The sequence below is a fragment of the Mesorhizobium sp. M1066 genome (assembly GCF_040318635.1).
Taxonomy (GTDB): domain Bacteria; phylum Pseudomonadota; class Alphaproteobacteria; order Rhizobiales; family Rhizobiaceae; genus Mesorhizobium.
On the sequence record NZ_JAMYMR010000066.1, the window covers coordinates 1 to 17,268 of the forward strand.

At 60.6% G+C, this 17,268-nt stretch carries 17 protein-coding genes and 1 pseudogene; 8 read left to right on the plus strand and 10 right to left on the minus strand.

The window, feature by feature from the left end; genetic code table 11:
• Positions 1 to 51: 51 nt before the first annotated feature.
• Both NKH52_RS33725 and NKH52_RS33730 read left to right on the plus strand, forming a co-directional pair.
• Entirely contained in the window at positions 52 to 3,486 is a 3,435-nt protein-coding gene (locus NKH52_RS33725; RefSeq protein ID WP_352657889.1) for a Ulp1 family isopeptidase, read from the plus strand.
• Positions 3,487 to 3,717: 231 nt separating this feature from the next.
• Positions 3,718 to 4,056 carry a hypothetical protein gene (locus tag NKH52_RS33730; RefSeq protein ID WP_352657892.1) on the plus strand — a complete coding sequence of 113 codons (339 nt, stop codon included), beginning with the start codon at positions 3,718 to 3,720 and terminating at the stop codon, positions 4,054 to 4,056.
• Between the two features lie 46 nt (positions 4,057 to 4,102).
• On the opposite strand, the gene NKH52_RS33735 is transcribed toward NKH52_RS33730, so the two are convergent.
• From NKH52_RS33735 to NKH52_RS33765, 7 genes are all read right to left on the minus strand, one after another.
• Positions 4,103 to 4,468: a tyrosine-type recombinase/integrase gene (locus NKH52_RS33735; protein WP_352736569.1), complete on the minus strand. Its 366-nt coding sequence runs from the start codon at positions 4,466 to 4,468 to the stop codon at positions 4,103 to 4,105.
• Positions 4,395 to 4,589: a site-specific integrase gene (locus NKH52_RS33740; RefSeq protein WP_352736575.1), complete on the minus strand. Its 195-nt coding sequence runs from the start codon at positions 4,587 to 4,589 to the stop codon at positions 4,395 to 4,397. The genes NKH52_RS33735 and NKH52_RS33740 overlap by 74 nt, the downstream gene beginning before the upstream one ends.
• A gap of 359 nt (positions 4,590 to 4,948) precedes the next feature.
• A complete protein-coding gene (locus NKH52_RS33745; protein ID WP_352657898.1) occupies positions 4,949 to 5,632 on the minus strand; it encodes an AAA family ATPase in 684 nt (227 codons plus the stop codon).
• 318 nt (positions 5,633 to 5,950) lie between these two features.
• Positions 5,951 to 6,553, minus strand: coding sequence for a hypothetical protein (locus NKH52_RS33750; protein WP_023835299.1), 603 nt, complete (start codon positions 6,551 to 6,553; stop codon positions 5,951 to 5,953).
• Between the two features lie 74 nt (positions 6,554 to 6,627).
• Positions 6,628 to 7,800, minus strand: a complete 1,173-nt coding sequence (locus NKH52_RS33755; protein WP_352657902.1) for a hypothetical protein — start codon at positions 7,798 to 7,800, stop codon at positions 6,628 to 6,630.
• The gene (locus NKH52_RS33760) at positions 7,797 to 8,420 is read right to left on the minus strand and encodes a hypothetical protein (RefSeq protein ID WP_352657905.1); all 624 of its coding nucleotides are present in this window, start codon (positions 8,418 to 8,420) and stop codon (positions 7,797 to 7,799) included. The genes NKH52_RS33755 and NKH52_RS33760 overlap by 4 nt, the downstream gene beginning before the upstream one ends.
• Positions 8,421 to 8,504: 84 nt before the next feature.
• A complete protein-coding gene (locus NKH52_RS33765; protein ID WP_352657908.1) occupies positions 8,505 to 8,630 on the minus strand; it encodes a hypothetical protein in 126 nt (41 codons plus the stop codon).
• 670 nt (positions 8,631 to 9,300) lie between these two features.
• Here NKH52_RS33765 and NKH52_RS33770 point away from each other — a divergent pair.
• The 4 genes from NKH52_RS33770 to NKH52_RS33785 all read left to right on the plus strand — a co-directional run bounded on the left by NKH52_RS33770 (position 9,301) and on the right by NKH52_RS33785 (position 14,028).
• Entirely contained in the window at positions 9,301 to 10,506 is a 1,206-nt protein-coding gene (locus tag NKH52_RS33770; protein WP_023747639.1) for an AAA family ATPase, read from the plus strand.
• Positions 10,499 to 13,000: a S8 family peptidase gene (locus NKH52_RS33775; RefSeq protein WP_023747640.1), complete on the plus strand. Its 2,502-nt coding sequence runs from the start codon at positions 10,499 to 10,501 to the stop codon at positions 12,998 to 13,000. Before NKH52_RS33770 ends, NKH52_RS33775 begins: the two co-directional genes overlap by 8 nt.
• Before the next feature lie 22 nt (positions 13,001 to 13,022).
• Positions 13,023 to 13,241 carry a hypothetical protein gene (locus NKH52_RS33780; protein ID WP_352657911.1) on the plus strand — a complete coding sequence of 73 codons (219 nt, stop codon included), beginning with the start codon at positions 13,023 to 13,025 and terminating at the stop codon, positions 13,239 to 13,241.
• A gap of 304 nt (positions 13,242 to 13,545) precedes the next feature.
• Complete coding sequence (locus NKH52_RS33785) at positions 13,546 to 14,028, plus strand: toll/interleukin-1 receptor domain-containing protein (protein WP_434221487.1); 483 nt, start codon at positions 13,546 to 13,548, stop codon at positions 14,026 to 14,028.
• Between the two features lie 95 nt (positions 14,029 to 14,123).
• Here NKH52_RS33785 and NKH52_RS33790 read toward each other — a convergent pair whose 3' ends face one another.
• The gene (locus NKH52_RS33790; RefSeq protein WP_352657916.1) at positions 14,124 to 14,666 is read right to left on the minus strand and encodes a hypothetical protein; all 543 of its coding nucleotides are present in this window, start codon (positions 14,664 to 14,666) and stop codon (positions 14,124 to 14,126) included.
• 40 nt (positions 14,667 to 14,706) lie between these two features.
• A complete protein-coding gene (locus NKH52_RS33795) occupies positions 14,707 to 14,985 on the minus strand; it encodes a hypothetical protein (RefSeq protein WP_352657919.1) in 279 nt (92 codons plus the stop codon).
• Between the two features lie 74 nt (positions 14,986 to 15,059).
• On the opposite strand from NKH52_RS33795, the gene NKH52_RS33800 reads away from it, so the two are divergent.
• Together NKH52_RS33800 and NKH52_RS33805 are read left to right on the plus strand one after the other, a co-directional pair.
• Complete coding sequence (locus tag NKH52_RS33800; RefSeq protein ID WP_155922533.1) at positions 15,060 to 15,203, plus strand: hypothetical protein; 144 nt, start codon at positions 15,060 to 15,062, stop codon at positions 15,201 to 15,203.
• Between the two features lie 221 nt (positions 15,204 to 15,424).
• Entirely contained in the window at positions 15,425 to 16,354 is a 930-nt protein-coding gene (locus tag NKH52_RS33805) for a LysR family transcriptional regulator (protein WP_352657921.1), read from the plus strand.
• A gap of 286 nt (positions 16,355 to 16,640) precedes the next feature.
• Here the strand turns inward: NKH52_RS33805 and NKH52_RS35565 are convergent.
• Positions 16,641 to 16,793: pseudogene (locus NKH52_RS35565) on the minus strand (ParB N-terminal domain-containing protein); the annotation flags it as partial.
• Positions 16,794 to 17,268: the final 475 nt, after the last annotated feature.

The following is a 17,268-nucleotide window of genomic DNA, read 5'->3' on the forward strand; positions in this document are numbered from 1 at the left end:
GTGCATGATCCCGGCCCTCAAGTGGATACATCGCCATGGGAGGCGCAACTCATGATGCTGGGGGACGAGCACCCGGCACCGCATACCGGAGGCAGTGGGTCGATGCTAGGTGCCTCGGTGCTGCAGCCGGGTGACTCAACGGCGCGCCATCATGATGCGCCGGATTCGTCAGTGGTTGATCTGAATCTCCCCGCACCGTCCGAGTTGCGTGACCATGCTCGTTCTGTGCCGCCGGCGCCTGCCGGGCCAGCGTTAGCCAGGGCAGAGGAGACGCCCTCCGCGGTTGGCGAGGCCGCGGAGGCCGCAAGGCTGGCTCGGGTGCAAAAGCAGATGGACGAACCAGTGCATGATCTCGGCAGTGGGTCGATGCTGGGTGCCTCGGTGCTGCAGCCGGGTCACTCAACGGCGCGCCATCATGATGCGCCGGATTCGTCAGTGGTTGATCTGAATCCCCCCGCACCGTCCGAGTTGCGTGACCATGCTCGTTCTGTGCCGCCGGCGCCTGCCGGGCCAGCGTTCGCCAGGGCTGAGGAGACGTCCTCCGCGGTTGGCGAGGCCGCGCAGGCCGCAATGCTGGCTCGGGTGCAAAAGCAGATGGACGAACCAGTGCATGATCCCGGCCCTCAAGTGGATACATCGCCATGGGAGGCGCAACTCGATCCTCCAATAGTGGTCTCCGGTCGCGACAAGCGTCCTCTCTATTCCAACGATGCGACCGTTATCGAAGGATTGAGGTCAGCACTCTATGGTTGGCCAGAGAAGCTCCTTGGGGAAGGTAATGAAGACGACGCTGTTCTGCCATCTTCTTTCGGGCCAACTGGGCACCATCACCAAGCCTCGGATCCCGCAGAGTCCTTTCGTCCCCTGATCTGGCGCGACGGCGACCAGCGCGCGCCGGACGAGCGGATCGCTGCACAGGACAGGAGCAACCTGCTACCAAGCGAGGAGGTGCCACTGAGGCCACCGGAATTCGCTCCGCCCAGCTTGCGGGCGGGGAATTCCGCCTCGCCAGAGCTCTTTCCTGAGGGGATGTCCCCCGCGGTCGAAGGGTTTTTTGGTGTTTTCGGCGACCCCTGCGGGCGGGTGCTCGGCGCATTGCAATTGCTAGGCGACGAACATATCCAGAGGGATTACCAGCTCCTGGAGCAGGAGTTGCAGGGGAACAATCCAGATCTCGCCGCCCGGACGCGGTTCGTGGATCCCGTCGTAGCCAATTATCATCTGCGCTTGGGCTCCGAGAGCGACAGGTTAAGCGCATTCCAGCGCATCGTCCATAATCAGAACGGTAATGACACAGCCGACTTCCTGTTCGTGCCAGTGAGCGATGCCGGTACGAAGCTTGAGAACCGCGGCAAGCATTGGTCGCTGCTGTTCGTTGATCGCCGCGACCGGGAACGGCCGGTTGCCTATCATTATGACTCCGTCAGCGGATGCCATGACCCGCTTGCAAAACACCTCGCAGAAAGGCTGGGCGCCAGCCTGGAGACCCGCGTGGACTTACCCCGCATCGCCCAGCAGAGCAACGAGTGGGATTGCGGAGTCTACGTGGTGGACGGCACGCGGGCGCTGGTTGGGCGATTGCAAAGATGGCAGCCAGACCTGCCAGACCTGCCAGACCTGCCAGACCTGCCAGACCTGCCAGACCTGCCAGACGTGAACCTCAACAACCTCGTCGTCAATCGGCAGGCACTACAAACCCGACTCATGGGTGACGATACATCTGGAACGGCAAATAATCTCACGAACTTTGAACTCATGGACCGACACGCCCGAGACGCGGTTAAGGAAAGCCCCGTTGGGACGTTTCACCAGAGGATCAAGCGGCTCGGCCAGTCAGCGCGAGCGTTGCACGACAGAGCCCTGGCTCCAGTCGCGCCGGACCAAGGTAACCCAGACTCGGTGTTCGTACGGGACGTTGTTCCCGGGGAACCATTTAAATCTCAAAGTCTTGAGAGCAAGGGGGACGCCGCTGCGCAGCGCAGCGGGCCGCAGGAGGCATTGGGTCGGCCAGAGAATCTCCCTGGGAAAGCTAATGAAGACGACGCTGTTCTGGCATCGTCTTTCGTGCCAACTGGGCACCATCACGAAGCCTCGGATCCCGCAGAGTCCTTTGGTCCCCTGAGCGGGCGCCACGGCGACCAGGGCGCGCCGGACGAGCAGATCGCTGCACTGGACAGGAGCAACCAGCTATCAAGCGAGGAGGTCCTCATCAACCGTGAGCATGATATAGCGGAGTTGAGACCAGCGAAGAGGCACAGGACCCTGAAGAGTCGTCTGCAGGACGTTGCCACTGAGCCGCAGCTGAGCGAGATCGGCAATTCAGGCGCTCGCGTGCTGATGCAGGCCTCCACCCATCAAGTGGGTGCATTGCCGTGGGAAGCGCAGCCCATGATGCAAGGGAGCGGACAAGAGGACGCCGCGGCGCCGTATGCCGGAGGCAGTGGGTCGATGCAGGGTGCCTCGGTGCTGCAGCCGGGTCACTCAACGGCGCGCCATCATCATGCGCCGGATTCGTCAGTGGTTGATCTGAATCCCCCCGCACCGTTCGAGTTGCGTGACCATGCTCGTTCTGTGCCGGCGGCGGTGCAGCCAGATCCTCCAATAGTGGTCTCCGGTCCCGACAAGGGTCCCCTCTATTCCAACGATGCGACCGTTGTCGAAGGGCTGAGGTCAGCTTACGCGGGGGCCAAGCGGCGCGCGGTCACGCGCTATGTAAATTCTCTTTCCGGCTTTGGTCATTGGCTCCTCAAAAACAACAAGCCGGGATTTGCCGCTCGGCTTCACGAGGAGTCGCTGGATAACGATCTCAAGGAGTACCTGAGCAGGGGTGGCTCCTCGGACGTGGCTAGAGCACTGGGTCGTCTCAAGACGTCGGCGGGCGGAGCGCCAGTGGTGGACCGCCCTGTCCGGAATCCCTACCCTGCCGACGCCGCGCTCATCAGAGATTACAAAGCGGCTCTCATCAAAGGGGACAAGGCAGCGCCTGCGACCGGGCCGAATCGCGGTACCATTCAGGTCTATGGATCTACTCTTATACGTTTCAGTGAATACCTGCATGAAAACAAAAAGCCGGGGATTGCGGCTCGGCTTCACGAGGGGTCGCTGGATGAAGATGCCAAGCGCTATATGGACTCCAGTGGTATCCGGTGGATCAGTGCACTAGCTCATCTCCGGAAGTTCCCGCCGTACGCCGCACTCGGGCGCGAAATTGCCCTTGCTGCTCGTCCGGAAGACGCAGTCGGCATGGAGGCTCGTGCCATTGGGGACGCCCCTGCGCAGCACAGCGGGCCAAGCGAGGAGGTGCCACTGAGGCCACCGGAACTCGCTCCGCCCAGCTTGCGGGCGGGGAATTCCGCCTCGCCAGAGCTCTTTCCACGAGCGCTCGAGCAAGCCATGCCAGCGCCTGCGAGGGCTGAGGGGGCGTCCCCCGCGGTCGATGGTACGCATCCGGTGAAGACCGCAGACGTGCGTATCTGGTGGCCATGAGGACCCGAGCACCGGAGTGCTGGGGTCAAGCTTTCGATGGGGAGACGCGTTGATATTCTTCGAGGAAGAGTTTTTCGATGCCTTCATCGGTGAAGCCAAGATCCCGTCGTCATCGTTGGCCCCGTAGATCCACATGACGCCGTCCTCTGGCTCGAGACCGAGGGTAAGGTCCTGGATGAGCGCTTCGCTGACGCCGAGGTCCCTGGCGACACGCTCGCCGGTGTAGACGTGATGCACCTTATTGCGCTGCATGATCAGGCCGCCGCTGGTTGGGTCCGCAGTTTTGCGGATATCCAATTCCACGGCAGCAAATATCGATCCGATGGGCCGGATAGCCCTGCGCTCCAAGACTTCGGTTCGCGCATCGTAGACGGCGAGATACTCGTAAACCCGGCGGAGCACGCCATGACGAGTGACGCGGCTGTTCGCGGCGCCGCTGGACGACAGCGCGAAATCCAGCGCCAATGCTCGAGTGGCGGGCCCATCGAACTGAGCGCGCTCAACGTACCTCACGAAAGCCCGCAACGTGCCGGCTTGCTTGCAGAAGGCACAGCCGAGGGAGTGGCGTAGCTCGATGTAACACTCGGCTTCTCGCGGAGGAATCGGGCAAAGGCGGTCATGCCACGCCTCCTGGAAAGGGGAGTGCGACCTCGGTAAGTTGCGAGGTCGCGACCTTTACGCACAGCGCCGTTGTGTTGATGCTGCGGTGTCCCAGGAGATCGGCGACCTCGTTGATCGGCCTTCGCTGCTTGACGAGCTGGGTGGCAAGACTGTGGCGCAGGAGATGCGCACCTGCGACCTGCCTGAGTTCAACCCCGCCATGTCGCAAGCGCTTCCGCACGATCCTCGAAACAGGCGACGCGTAGTTGAACGGTGCCACGGGCGGCGTGAAGGACAGGAACAGATAATTATCCACCTTCGGTCGAGCGCGCAGGACGTAGTCGGCGAGCGCAGCGCCAGTCTCCTCGAGCAGCGGCGCCACCCGATCCCCGCTTGCCCTTGGTGCGCCTGACAGAAACCTCGCCAGCACGCCAGTCGATATCCTGCAGCTGAATGGCGCGTAGCTCGCCGTTGCGAATGGCCGTGGTGGCGAGTAGCAGCAGGACGGCTCGATCGCGATGTCGACCGGCGTCGTTGCGCCGATCGCATCTATTGCGCGCCGAACGTCATCCCATGCAAGGCGCGGCGGCAAATGCGCCAAACGCCAATGAGGCGTCCTTGGACGACGCGGTCGAGATCCTGGTCATGGTGGCCCGCCCAACATAAAAACTGAAGAAATGTTCGTATGTGAGAAGTCGCTGCCGTGCGGGTGCCGGTGGTCGCCGATAGCGACAGCCGATGCTCGACAGCAGCAAGGACGTGCTCAGCCGTCAATGCCTCGAGGTCTTGACCGGGATGGTGATGGCGGAACAAATCCAGAAAGCGGCGGGCTCCCAGAAGAACGCCTTCGCCGGTCTTCGGCTTAAGTCAGAACCTGGATACCGAGTTCATCGGCCGTGTCTTTCACGACTGCCAGTGTCGCGCCCAGTTGGGCACCGGCACGGTCGCCGAAGCCGACACGTGCCTCGCGCGCGGCTTTCACCAATTCTGCCGAGATGTCGGCTTTCTCTTCTGAGAGCTTGTTCAGCACGGACCCTCTGCGCCAGGCGAGGTTACCGTCCGCAAACGCACCGATGCGTGTGGGCGCGATCGCCTGCCGGTCAGCCCACACCAGGTTCCGGACCAGGCCTGCATCGGCCGCGCGCTTCGAGATGAGCGTCCAGACCGGCTCGAGATCACTATCGACACTGAGATTGACGGCAAGCACGGTTTCGCCCGCCGCCTCCGGCTCATCCTCCAGCTGCGCCGTTTCCACGATGAAATTGCGGACATATAGTCCGTAAGCCTCGATGTTCTTCAATCGGTCGGTTAATGCCCCGATGGTGCACGAGATCGAAATCGGCTGCGTCACGTCCAGGTTGAAGAAGTCAGCGTCGGTTATCTGGAGATTGCGGCGCGCACCGAGGCAAAGGTCAATGGCGTCGAGAATTGAGCTTTTGCAGCTATCCCCGGGGCCGATCAGGCAATTGATTCCAGCGGATGGAGCCCATGTAAGCTCCTTGATCCCCCGGAAATTTACAATCTCTATCAACCGTATACGTGCCATGATGCCTCCCCCAAATCAGAAATATGTACCGCAGCGACCATCGGTCAGAAGTATTGCCTCGCCGTGCATCCCACGAGCAACCCGCTTGATACCCAGTGTTTCCAGTGGTCGGATATCCGTTACATGAAGGTTACATCGAAATATTAACAAGTTTGGATGTTGTGTAACTAATTGAAACATCTGGCGCGCCGCGCCGAGCGATGATGGCAACTACATCTCCGCCATTGCCCTCTAATGCCCTCCTTTGGTTATCCTTCGTCGTGAGGGCGAGCCAAGGTCTCTGTCACTGGCCTGCTCGATCGCCACTTGGTCGCGCCATCATTCATGCAAGCCCCAGTTTCGATCGGGGTCGTTGCGTCGATTGTCGGCCTCCGGCGGGACCGTCTCGGAGTGCCGGGGCTGACCATCCGATCCTGTCCAGTCAAACCGAACGCGCCAACCAGTGCTCTTGCCGCTATTGCTCTTGTAGCCGATGACTTGCTTATGCACCGTGATGCCCGCTATCACCATCGAACCTGATCCGGTGCCAATATTGGCAATAAACACGCTGTCGATCAGAGGGTGATCCATGAGATCGCGTTCCAGAATGAGCGATGGGTTTTTAACCGCTTGCTCCCTCCTCCTTCTCTCCGCGAGCTGCTCCCTAAGTTTGTCTCCTTCGGCAAGATAAGCTTCTGCTTCCGGCGCATCCGTTGGCGTGCAGCCTCTCTTCATCGGAAGGCGTCCGTCCTTGTAGGCTGACAGGATCGCCGCGGCCGCATCAGGACCAACCTCAAGAACGAGATCGAGCCAATTCCTTTCGCGCATGTAGATGTCGGCGCGCTCAGCTTTCGACAGAACACCTCCTTCAAGGACGAGCTTTCTCGTCTTAATGGGCATGATGTCAGGCAGGCCAGCAAGGAAATCCGTAAGAGAGCGCATAGCCGATTCCTATAGAGTCATTCGTAGGCCGCTAGCAGCCGATGTCTTATTGCTGTCGATCGAACAAGATTGCGTCAGCCTTCGCCCCCCAGCGTCAGGCTCGTCCAATCCGGAAAACTGCCGCGTTGAAGGATGGCTTGCACGACACGGACAACAAGTTGATCGGCGAGATCGAGATCGACCTTGGACTTCGGCGGAAGCACACCCGAGTGGACCGCGTCCGACCGGGCCTTATATAGATGCTTCATCTCATCGAAGATCTTGGTGCGCTCGGCGGCACTCTCGCCCAGGAGCCATGCGGCGCGACTGCCAATCTTGTAGGTGATTTCGGTATTCGACGTTCCGAGATCGTGCATCAGCACGATTTCCGCCGCCATGCCCAAATCGAGAGCGCGGTCGACAGGATGGATCGCCAACCGCGAGCGCCCGAGGCGGTCGATTGCACGGGTAAGACTATCTCCCTCGGCGAATGCCGCGAACTGCCCAAAGACGGTCTTGATCATCGCCATGTCCGCTGGGAACGCCACGAGCGGGTGAGCCGCAAACGGACGGCCTGACATAGTGCCACCGGCCGACAGCAATGCGCGGCGATCCGACAGAATTACCGACATCGGCAACTCGACCCCGCCGTTGGAGCCAAGCAAACAGGCGAGCCGGAGACGGCGGCGGATTGCATCACGCGCCGATGAGGCGGGCTGTGTTATGCTGGTCCCGGCTGGCCCATTTGCTTCAGCCGGGTGTTGCTCGAAGGCTGGCGTTACCTTGTAGGACTGGATGAGGAAGCCGGTTCCGGTGGGCATGCTCGGCCACGAATATCGCCAAGGATAGTCGAATCCGCTGAAGATGTCGGCCCCTGGCGGCACAAGGCGAACACCATCACCCAGTTCACAAGGCTCGTTGATTTCGATGCCAAGCACCGGAGAAACGTCCTCGTAGACTGCGGTATTCCGCGCCACTTCGTCCGTGAAGAGTGCAACGATATCTTCCGGCGCTATTTTCTCGACGAGCCGGTCAATCGCCCGTTCACCGAAGCGGCCCCCGACGACAGAGCCGCCGCCGTCACCACTGAACGCCCAACACGTCGCGAAATCGGAGAACGGCTCCGCGCGCAAGAGATATTGATCGACGCGGTGCTTTGCCTCGCCGCGCCAGAGTGAATAGTCGCTGCCGCTGTGGATATCGGCGAGTTCTCCAGCAATCTCGCGCAGGAAGACTACCGCGTCGGGGGCAGTGTCCACTCCGCTCATTCCTCGTCCCACCGGCCGAGGTTCACGTCGACGAAGCCGGCCGGGTAGCCCCGAGCCACGACGCCGAAATTGGATTCGCCTTCGCTATGAACGACGAGGACATGCTCAGGACCGAGTGGCTGATGTGTGTAGAGGTCGAACACATGTTTGTCGGGCCGGCAGCCGAGCATCCGGCCATAAGTGGCAACCACTGCTTCAGCCGCCGAATAGCCATGACGGGAATGGACGAGCGGCATGGCGATCTCCAGGACACGCGGCCGACCGATCTGCTTCAGCATGTCCTGAAGCGCCGCATCTCGCTGCCAAAAATAGGCTGACTGGCCGCCCCAAATCTCGAGGAGCAATTCAACGCCGCCGTCTTCGACGTCGACGGGATGCGAGACCATCCAGAATTTGTTGGAGCGGGAGTCGAGCTGATCGCTTTGGTACGGGCTGTCAGCGAACAAGCGATCGGTGACCTCTTGGCTGAATGTGCCAGCAGCGACTTGCGCCGCGAAGCGTGATTGAATGGTGTCGAGGCTAGATGGATAAATGCCGCCTTGCCGGAGAATGCCGACTTCTGCGTCGGTCAGGCGAGTATAGTGCCAGGCGCGGATTGTGCGGACTTCCATCAGCCGCATGATATGCTCCTTCACCCACATGAACTCGCCCGCGTAAGGATTTTCGGGATACGGCATGGTGTGATCGGAGGCCTCACGCTCCAGTCATTGGCGGCGCGAGGTGAGCATGTAATTGCGGATGACATCGGCGTGGGCGTCGAGGTCGCCGCGCAACTCGCTGTCGAAGGTTTCGACGTCCCAGACATCAATGATGGCAACACTCTCGATCAAACCGCTTCCCTATCCTGAACACCCGCGTACGCGCGGAAGTAGTCTTTCATCGGGGGACTGGCGTATCATGCCTCATCCCCGTTTCTTGCCACGATCCTCGCGCATGGCGGGCCAGCCAACTCCCGAGCGCCTTCGATGACCGTTTCCAGCGAAACTGCGTCGAGTTTGAGCGATGCGGCGTAAACACGCCGCGCCGAGCGATGATGACAACTATATCTCCTCCATAGCCCTCTGGCCCCATCCTTTAGCCAGAATGCCGGTTGGAGGCCCTCTTCTATGTTGCAGGCGTAACGCCGGCCGTCACGGCGACATAAAGCTTAGCCCGAGCTGCCACCGTATCGCTGAAATGCTGTCCAGCGACAATGATCCCTCTGGCGGTTATTTCGTGCTGCCGACTGCTGGAGCGGCCTAACGAGCACGGGTTTTGATCTTAGCCTCAATGGATATTCCGTCCTTGCTCGATGCCTGACCAGTCTGGGCTGCTTCTCCAGACTCCGCGTCCGAACCGGCATGGGGCTTCGCTGCAACAAACAGCACTCATCCCGCACCCTCGCAACCAGAAGCGCATCGAAATCAAACCAAGGCGCAACATTTTCCGTTGACGCGCAACAAATTGTCGTCTACATGCATCATAGGTCATCAATCTCGCATCAGATCGTAGGTTTAGCGCATGGAGCACTTTTCAATCATTCAGGCGCTCTGCCGAACGGCGATGGGCGCACCAACGCCGGCGCTGCGCAAGCAGATCGAGCGGCTAAGGGATGCTCTCGTCAAAGATGGCGAGGAAAAGCAAGCAGCGTCGCTCGCGGGGATTCTTGCCACGGCGGATCGCCTAACAGAGGTGGCCCCGAGCCGAATCGAGCGCTCGCGAGCGAACCTTTCCGGCGAGACACTCGGTCGCAACACGCCGGTTCCTGTCGATCGTGAAACGGCTGCCGCCTTGGCGGAGATCATCTTTCCGTCGGAAGTCGAGGAGGCGGCCCCGCTTTTCAATTCGACTGTGACGCAGGCAGTTGAGACGATCGTCGATGAATGGGCCGACTTCGAGGCGCTCGCGACCGTCGATATCGTGCCGTCAAAGACATGTTTGATCTACGGAGCGCCTGGCACAGGGAAAACTCGACTGGCCCTCTGGATTGCTCGCAAGCTGGACTTGCCCGTTGTTCTCGTAAAACTGGATGGCCTTGTTTCGTCATTTCTCGGAACGACGGCGCGCAATATTGGAAATCTCTTCGCATTCGCCAATCGCTATCGCTGCGTGCTTCTACTTGATGAATTCGACGCGATTGCAAAAGTCCGCGACGACCCCCAAGAGGTCGGCGAGATCAAGCGTGTTGTGAATGCCCTTCTTCAAAATCTGGATGTTAGACAAAACATAGGATTGACGATCGGCATTACCAATCACTCGAAGCTGCTTGATCCGGCGGTCTGGCGCCGTTTTGAGGTCCAGCTTGAAATCCCTAAGCCCGATTTTGAGGTGCGGAAGGCGATCGCCGCCATGTTTATGCCGCCTGTATCGGCTCCCGACATCCATCTACGTCTTATTGCGTGGTTCACTGAAGGTTCAACCGGAGCGGAGATCGAGGCGCTGGTGCGGACATACAAAAAGGCCACCACGGTTCGCGAGGACGATCGCCGAGGATTACTGGATACGCTCCGTCAATTTGCGACTCTCAACGCGGCTCGCATTCAGAGTGAGCGTCGAACGCTGTTGTTTGATGATCCCGCCACTTTGTTCCGGGCCATGCGTGACGACCCCATTCTCGCATTTTCAATGGCCGACATCGGCGAAATCGCAGGGCGGGATAAATCGACCGTAAGCCGTCAACTCGGGCGACAAGCCAGTAAAGCCGATGGGGGTGTAAATCATGGCTAGCCCGATCCAGATCGTCCTCAATCCGGACAATTATGAGGAAGCCCGAGAGGCAGGCGGCGGAGGCGGACGCAAGGACTTCTTTGCTCACCGCGATCGGGAATTTGGCGCCCATAAGGCAGCTCTGATCGAGCAAATCGACGCTATTTCCGGGATTCTTTCGGCGCAAGCGCAGGGACCAATCGGCTACGTCAAGGTCATCCTTAAACGAGATGCCTGGGCAAAGAGCCATCGGCCGGTTGGGGCGCTTTTCCGCAGCGATCGGGCGCCTCTAGTCGGGGGTGGAGATCTCGGTGTGATGCTTGTCGAAGGCCGCCCGTCGGCATTGGCGCAGGTGAAAGCTGAAATTGCCAAAGCCGAAACGCAGACCAGGATGCGCTATGACGAGAAAAAGGGGAAAGAGGTACCCAACCCCTCAGCGCAAAAGAGCGAGGCCGGAGCGATCGACCGGATCGAACTCTATGGCGCGTCCGACAAGCGCAGCTTTTCGGTCGAAGAAGCTGTTGCATGGCTGGCCAATCCGATGACGGGAAGCGGGTATCAGGTCGAATTATTCGACGTATTGCCACCGCGTGCCGAATGGGATCGGCTCGACCCCGCGCACAGACGCCTGGTCGAGTCCTTCGTTGCTGGCTTCAACGCCCTTGAACAAAGTCTATCAGTGGAGCGTCTGCCTAACTGGCGACAGCGGCTCCCGATGCTTTCCGTGCGTCTGGACCGAGCCGGAGACGGCGCCGTCCTACGGCTGACGAGCGTATCATCAAAGGAGCGCCGTGAGCTTGCGCCGTTCGACCCGAATGTTCAGCATCACAGCCGTTTGCTGGCCTTCTTAGACACGCATCCCTTAGTCCGGCGGATCGAGTTGCCCGGCATCGTGGTGCGTTCTGCTCGCCCGGCAACGCCGAGCCGCGCTCGACCAGATCACGCGATTATGCCAGTTCGCGATAGCCGCAGGACCCATCCGCGGCTGGGTATCATCGATGGCGGCATAAGCTCGGCTTTGTCCGATTGGGTCATCGATCGATGGGACGTGCTTGCTGACGAAGACATGGATCTTTCCCATGGCACGTTCATTGGCGGCCTTGCCGTCGCTGGAGCCGGTATGAATGGTGCGGGGACTTGCCCCGAACCCGACGGAGCGGAGCTGGTTGACGTAGCTGTATTCCCAAATGAGCAGAAGGCCGGTGCCTTCGCATCTTACTATTCGGGCGGCCTCCCTCAGTTTTTCGATGAAATGGATGCGGCCGTCGCAGATGCGCGCGCACGGCATGGCGTGCGTGTCTTCAATATGAGTCTGAACATCCTTCAGCCTGCCGCACCCGATCGCTACAGCCCCCATGCGGTCCGGCTTGATCAGATTGCCGAAGAAAACAATGCCGTCGTGTTCATTTCCGCCGGTAACATTCAGCCGCAAGACCTTCGACCGGAGTGGCCGGCCGATGCGGCAACAGCCCTTTCTAATCTCGCGCTTGCCCGAAACGACGGGCTCCTGACGCCCGCAGAGAGCGCAAGAAATGTTGCAGTCGCGGCATTGAATCCATCAGGACACAGCGGCTGTTTGCCGTTCGCTCCAGCCCGTTTCAGCCGTCGGGGGCCAGGGCTTCGATCCGGCGGGAAACCCGACCTCGCTCACATCGGAGGCGCGGGAACGCAGCACGCGACGCTGGGGCATGGCCTTTTCTCCATCCTTCCGGATGGAACGGTAATCGACGGTTGCGGCACCAGCTACGCCTCGCCTTTGGTCGCCAAGACGGCGGCGGTCCTCGACCACGCCATCGAGGGCGAGGTCTCTCGTGAAACCCTCATCGGGTTGCTGGTCCACCACGCCGAGATTCCAGAGCCCTTGCGCCCGAAAATGTTGGCACCGGTGGCACGGCACCTTGTCGGCTTTGGGATGCCGCCATCTGCTGAACGTATTCTGGAGACGGGCGATCATTCAATCACCCTCGTCTTCGCCTCACGTATCCAGCATGGCCAGCAGATCAATTTCCGGTTCCCGTGGCCGGCATCCCTGGTCGGGCCTGGCGGCAAATGTCGAGGGCGGGCAAAGCTCACGCTCGTATCCACGCCGCCGCTGGATGCCCGGTTTGGTTCCGAGTTCGTCCGGGTCAACGTGAATGCCGTCCTGCAACAGGAGCAGGATGAAGGCAAATGGAAGGGCCGCCTTGATCCGCTGTACCTCCCATCTTCGCGAGAATCGCCAGCGGTCGAGGCGGAGCTAATCGAACATGACCTGAAATGGAGTCCAGTAAAGGTCCACGCCAAGACCTTCCCGCAGGGAGTCGGGCCTTCCTCGAACTGGCGACTTTTTGTTGAGTATCTCACCCGCGCTGGTGAGGTGATGCCCGAGGGTGGCGTACCCTTCACGGCGATTCTGACTATCAGCGATCCAGAGGCGGAAAAGCCGGTCTTTAATGACATGCGTCAAAGCCTTCAGGCGATTGGTACGCAAATCGCTGACATTCGAACGGCAGCGCGTATTACGCCGCGTGTCTAGCGGCCCGTATAGGAGAAGTTACTTGGCTCGGTCGAAAGAGAAGCGAATTGGTTATCTGCGAGGAAAAATGCCCGATGGAACGGAGGCTGTGGTCAGTCTTTCCAAGATTGGTCGCGATTACAGGATTGGATGTGGTTTCAAAGATCATCTCTGCCATCCCTCCGTCCGAGATATTGAAGGCGTAAGGCGTGAGGCATTGCTCGTCTTCGACGTACGCGATGCAATTTATCAGTCAATTTGAATGGGCCACAAAGCGCATCAATAAGATTCGCGAGCTGGCGGAATGATGAAGGAGATGAAAAGGCATGGCTAGATGTACTGCACCAGTAAGGGGGCATCGCTCATCGGCCGCCGCGGCCGACTGCCCTGCATGCGGGAGTCGCTATAGCCGTTTCGGTGGTTACGGCGGGTATGGCGGCGACTACGGCAGCCGCGGATCATACTCGTCCCCTTTATACTCCTCCTCTGGTAGCGGCGGTCGGAGTAGCGGCGGGTCGGGGCGCCGCACCGCAAAGCCGCGCTGGTCGGGAGTAGGTTCGGCTGTGTTGTACACGCCTGAACAAGTGCAGGCGCTCACGCCGGTTCGAGAAAACGTGGAGAACCTAGCGGCCTCACAGCCTGATCTTCGAGATGTGTTTCTCTGTCACGCATGGGATGACAGGCAGGGCTCCGCCAAAGAACTGCATGATCTGCTCGAAGCGCGCGGTGTCCGCGTGTGGTTCAGTGAGAAGGACCTTGGCCTCGGGGTGCCGATGATGCGGGCGATCGACAAGGGCTTGGTGAATTCGCGCGTCGGTATCGTGTTGGTGACCCCGGCTATGTTGCGGCGCCTCCCGGCAGAAGGCATCGCAGACAAAGAGCTTTCAGCGCTCCTCAGACGTGAGCGGCTCGTCCCGGTTGTTCACGGAACGACCTATGAAGAGCTTGAGCAGGTCAGCCTCCTGCTAGCCTCCCGAGCCGGGTTGAGCACTGCCGAGGAGTCAATGGCGGAAGTCGCGGCCAAAATCGCCGAATTGGTCGCTATTTAGTCACGCCGGAGTCAAACTGGGGTGGCTGACTAAATCCCTCCTATCGGCAGCATCGTGTCTTTTCAATCGCTGTAAATGCCAAGTTTCATCCATCCTCACTCATCAGAGAGCAGAAGCACGCACACGTCGTCGTTAGGTGACATGATCGTCGTCCGGGTTTTTGCGCGTGTCACGCTCACGCGGAAATTCTGGCGGGCTTGCGTCATCGCCCCCGCGCGGACATTGCCGCCCACGATACGATCCGGGTTGCCGACGATCTCGCCCTTGTAGCGCTTCGGCCATCCTTCGAAGATGATGACCTCATCGAACTGCTTCCCCTTCGCCTTGTGCATGTTCATCACGACGACACCCGACTCCGGCTTGTGAGCGGTCGCGAAATGCTCCTGCACGAACGCTTGGCGGGTGACAGCCAGCGCGTTCTTGTATCCGCCGGTATCGCGCCAGTCCTGCGACAGGCTTTGCCGGAGCTGCGTTCCGCGTTCGAGAAGCCGGACGTTGCGCGCCTCCTTCGCAACCTCGGCGAGCCGGGTGCAGGCCCCAGCCTCAAGCACCGATCGAATGGCGGTCCAGTCGCCGTCGGGCTGTCCAGTCAGCGCAACAGCCGCTGCAGCCTCGTGGACCGCGAACGTGGCTTGCAAGACGCTGTTCGCCGGAACGGCCTTTCCCTTCGCGAGGCAGTCATTCCACTTGCCTAGCGGAGCGGAACCGCGCCGCTTCCGTCAGATCGCCCTTCGTCGGCGCCTGGCCCCCTCGGCCGCTGAAATAGCTGCAAAGCACATCGACGAATTCGTCGAAGCAGCCGGCGTGACTTCGCTGCTGGAGAAGGAAGGCAATCACCTCCGCCGCCAGGATCGGGCCTTCCATGTCGACGGCGGCCGTGTGCGCGATCGGAGGCACGTTGCCGAAGGGCTCGCGCAGATTGTCGGAGACCAGCCGGGTCATACGCTTCGTCGGCACCAGAATCGCAAGCGACCAATCCCGGCCGCCCGTCGCGACTAGCCGCTTACGCACCGGCCACGATGACGGGGCTGATGATCTATTTCGCAGGGGCTGTTCTGGCGGCCTACGGCGGGGCCACACACTCGGGCGGAAAGTCGATCGCCCACAAGCGGAATGACCTTTCAACCAAGCTCGACCGCGAGATCGCGAAGCTGCACACGACTCATCTTCGCTGAGGGCACGCTGCGCCAGCAGACAGCCGTCGCCGAATTTCTGAAACTCGCGACATTGCGAAGCCTGGTTGGCCTAGTAGTCGCCTCCAACGGGACATCCTTACTCACTGCCCGTCGGGACAATGGAGCAATTCATCCGATTCTGTTCTCCGGTAGGGGACACGAGTCACAACGATTAGCGGCGCGAAAAGAGAGACATGAGACGACGACAGCATTCAGCACTGATGACCGAAAGACGAAGCAGAGTGCCGACGTCGTCGCTAGGGTCGCGTATTCCCCTCACGTCACTCATCCAGACGCTCGCCGTCGCCGAGTATCTGAACTTCCGCCATGCGGCGAACGCGCTCGGCGTCAGCCAGTCCAGCGTGAGCGCGCGCATCAAAGCGCTGGAGGAAGATCTCGGCATCCTCCTGTTCGAGCGCAACACACGCGGCGTCCGGCTCACCGAGGCCGGACGACTCTTTGTCGAACGGGTATCAGCCGGTGTCGAGCACCTCGAATATGCCGTAAAGTCGGCCGGCATGGCCGCCCTGGGGGAATGCGGCAGGCTACGCATGGGCGTCCACGGTCTGATCCCGCATAGCTTCCTCGCCAAGCTGATGGGCCGATATCGAACCCCCTATCCGGGTGTCGAGCTTGAAGTCGCCGAAAGCACGGCGCGAGAAGCGCTCATGCAGCTGCGTGCCGATCAACTCGACATCGCGTTCGTGGTCGGAACGCCAGACACGCCTGATTGCCGTTCGCGACGAATGTGGACCGAGCCGCTTGTTGTAGCACTGCCGGACAGCCACCTGATCGCTGAACAGGAGCACGTCACTTGGGCCGATCTTGCCGGGGAGACCTTCCTCGTCCGCCCTAACGGCCCCGGACCACAAGTTCATGACCATATCCTCCTGCGGCTGTCGGGCCGGTGGCCGGCACCGTCTATTCTGCGTGTCGCTGTCGAACGTGCGTCGTTGCTGTCGATGGTCGGGCAAGGTTTCGGCGTCACGTTGCTCGGGGCCGCATCGAGCCTGTCACCTGTCGCGGGTGTCCGCTTTCTGCCGATCGCCGACGAGCCCGAACCTGTAGTGTTCTCAGCCGTGTGGTCGCCCTTCAACCGAAGCACCGCCCTCCGAAACCTACTCGACCTCGCAGAGGCGATGAGGCGATAGCGCGCGACCCCGGGCAGAACCGGGCCAACCCGTCCTATTCGCCGCCGATACTATCCGGCGACACGCCAGCCTCATCTTCGTAATTGCACTTCCCGAAATCCCCCATTCTCTGATCGGCTCCGACATTTTTGCCGATTGGAGCCTGTATGCGTGGAGGCCGAATCCTCTGGGGTCAGATCACCGTCGTTCTGACCATCGTTCTCGTGATGACTGCATGGCGCCTGACCGAATAATCCTTGGTCACAGCCACGCCCTGTACGGTGCGGCCCTCGTCCAGCAGCAACCGCAACGCCCCCAGTCGCCGCCCTCCGGCGACGACTTCGAACTTGGCTCCCTTCGGCGCCTTGGTCACAAGGTTATGGATGAGGCCATGGGCCTCGATGGTGGCGGCCAGTTCGGCCCTACCTGCGAGCGGGATAGTGATTTCAGCGGTATTCATCGACTTGCTCGTTGTTGATTTCAGGGATTGACCTGAAGGGTTCAGGTCCCCTGAACCCCTGCCTCGCGGCGAGTAGCGGGGAGCGAGGGGGGCAAGTCCCGGGGGCGGAGGGGTCTCCCCGGTCTGCACCTAGCGAAGCGGAGGAAGATGGGGGAACCCGCCCGCGGCGGCTTGCTGGGGAGAGAGGGCCGCGCGCCTCTCTTCCCGCTACATAGGAAAGGTGCCGCTAGGCACATCCATGTCGGCGCAGCCGTGCCGCGAAGCGCGCCCAAGAGAGAAGAGCGTACAAAACGGAAGCACCAAAATGCCCGCCAGCGGGACCAAGTCAGATCGGTGCAGGAGAAAGACCGTGGCCCTGAGACCGGCTCAACAGGGCGGCCGTAGGAGCATCAGCAACGCGCCGCCGTCAGGCGGGATGCGGAACGGACGGCCCCCGGCGAAGGGCGCCGTTCTCTTTGAGCTGCGACCCTGGTGA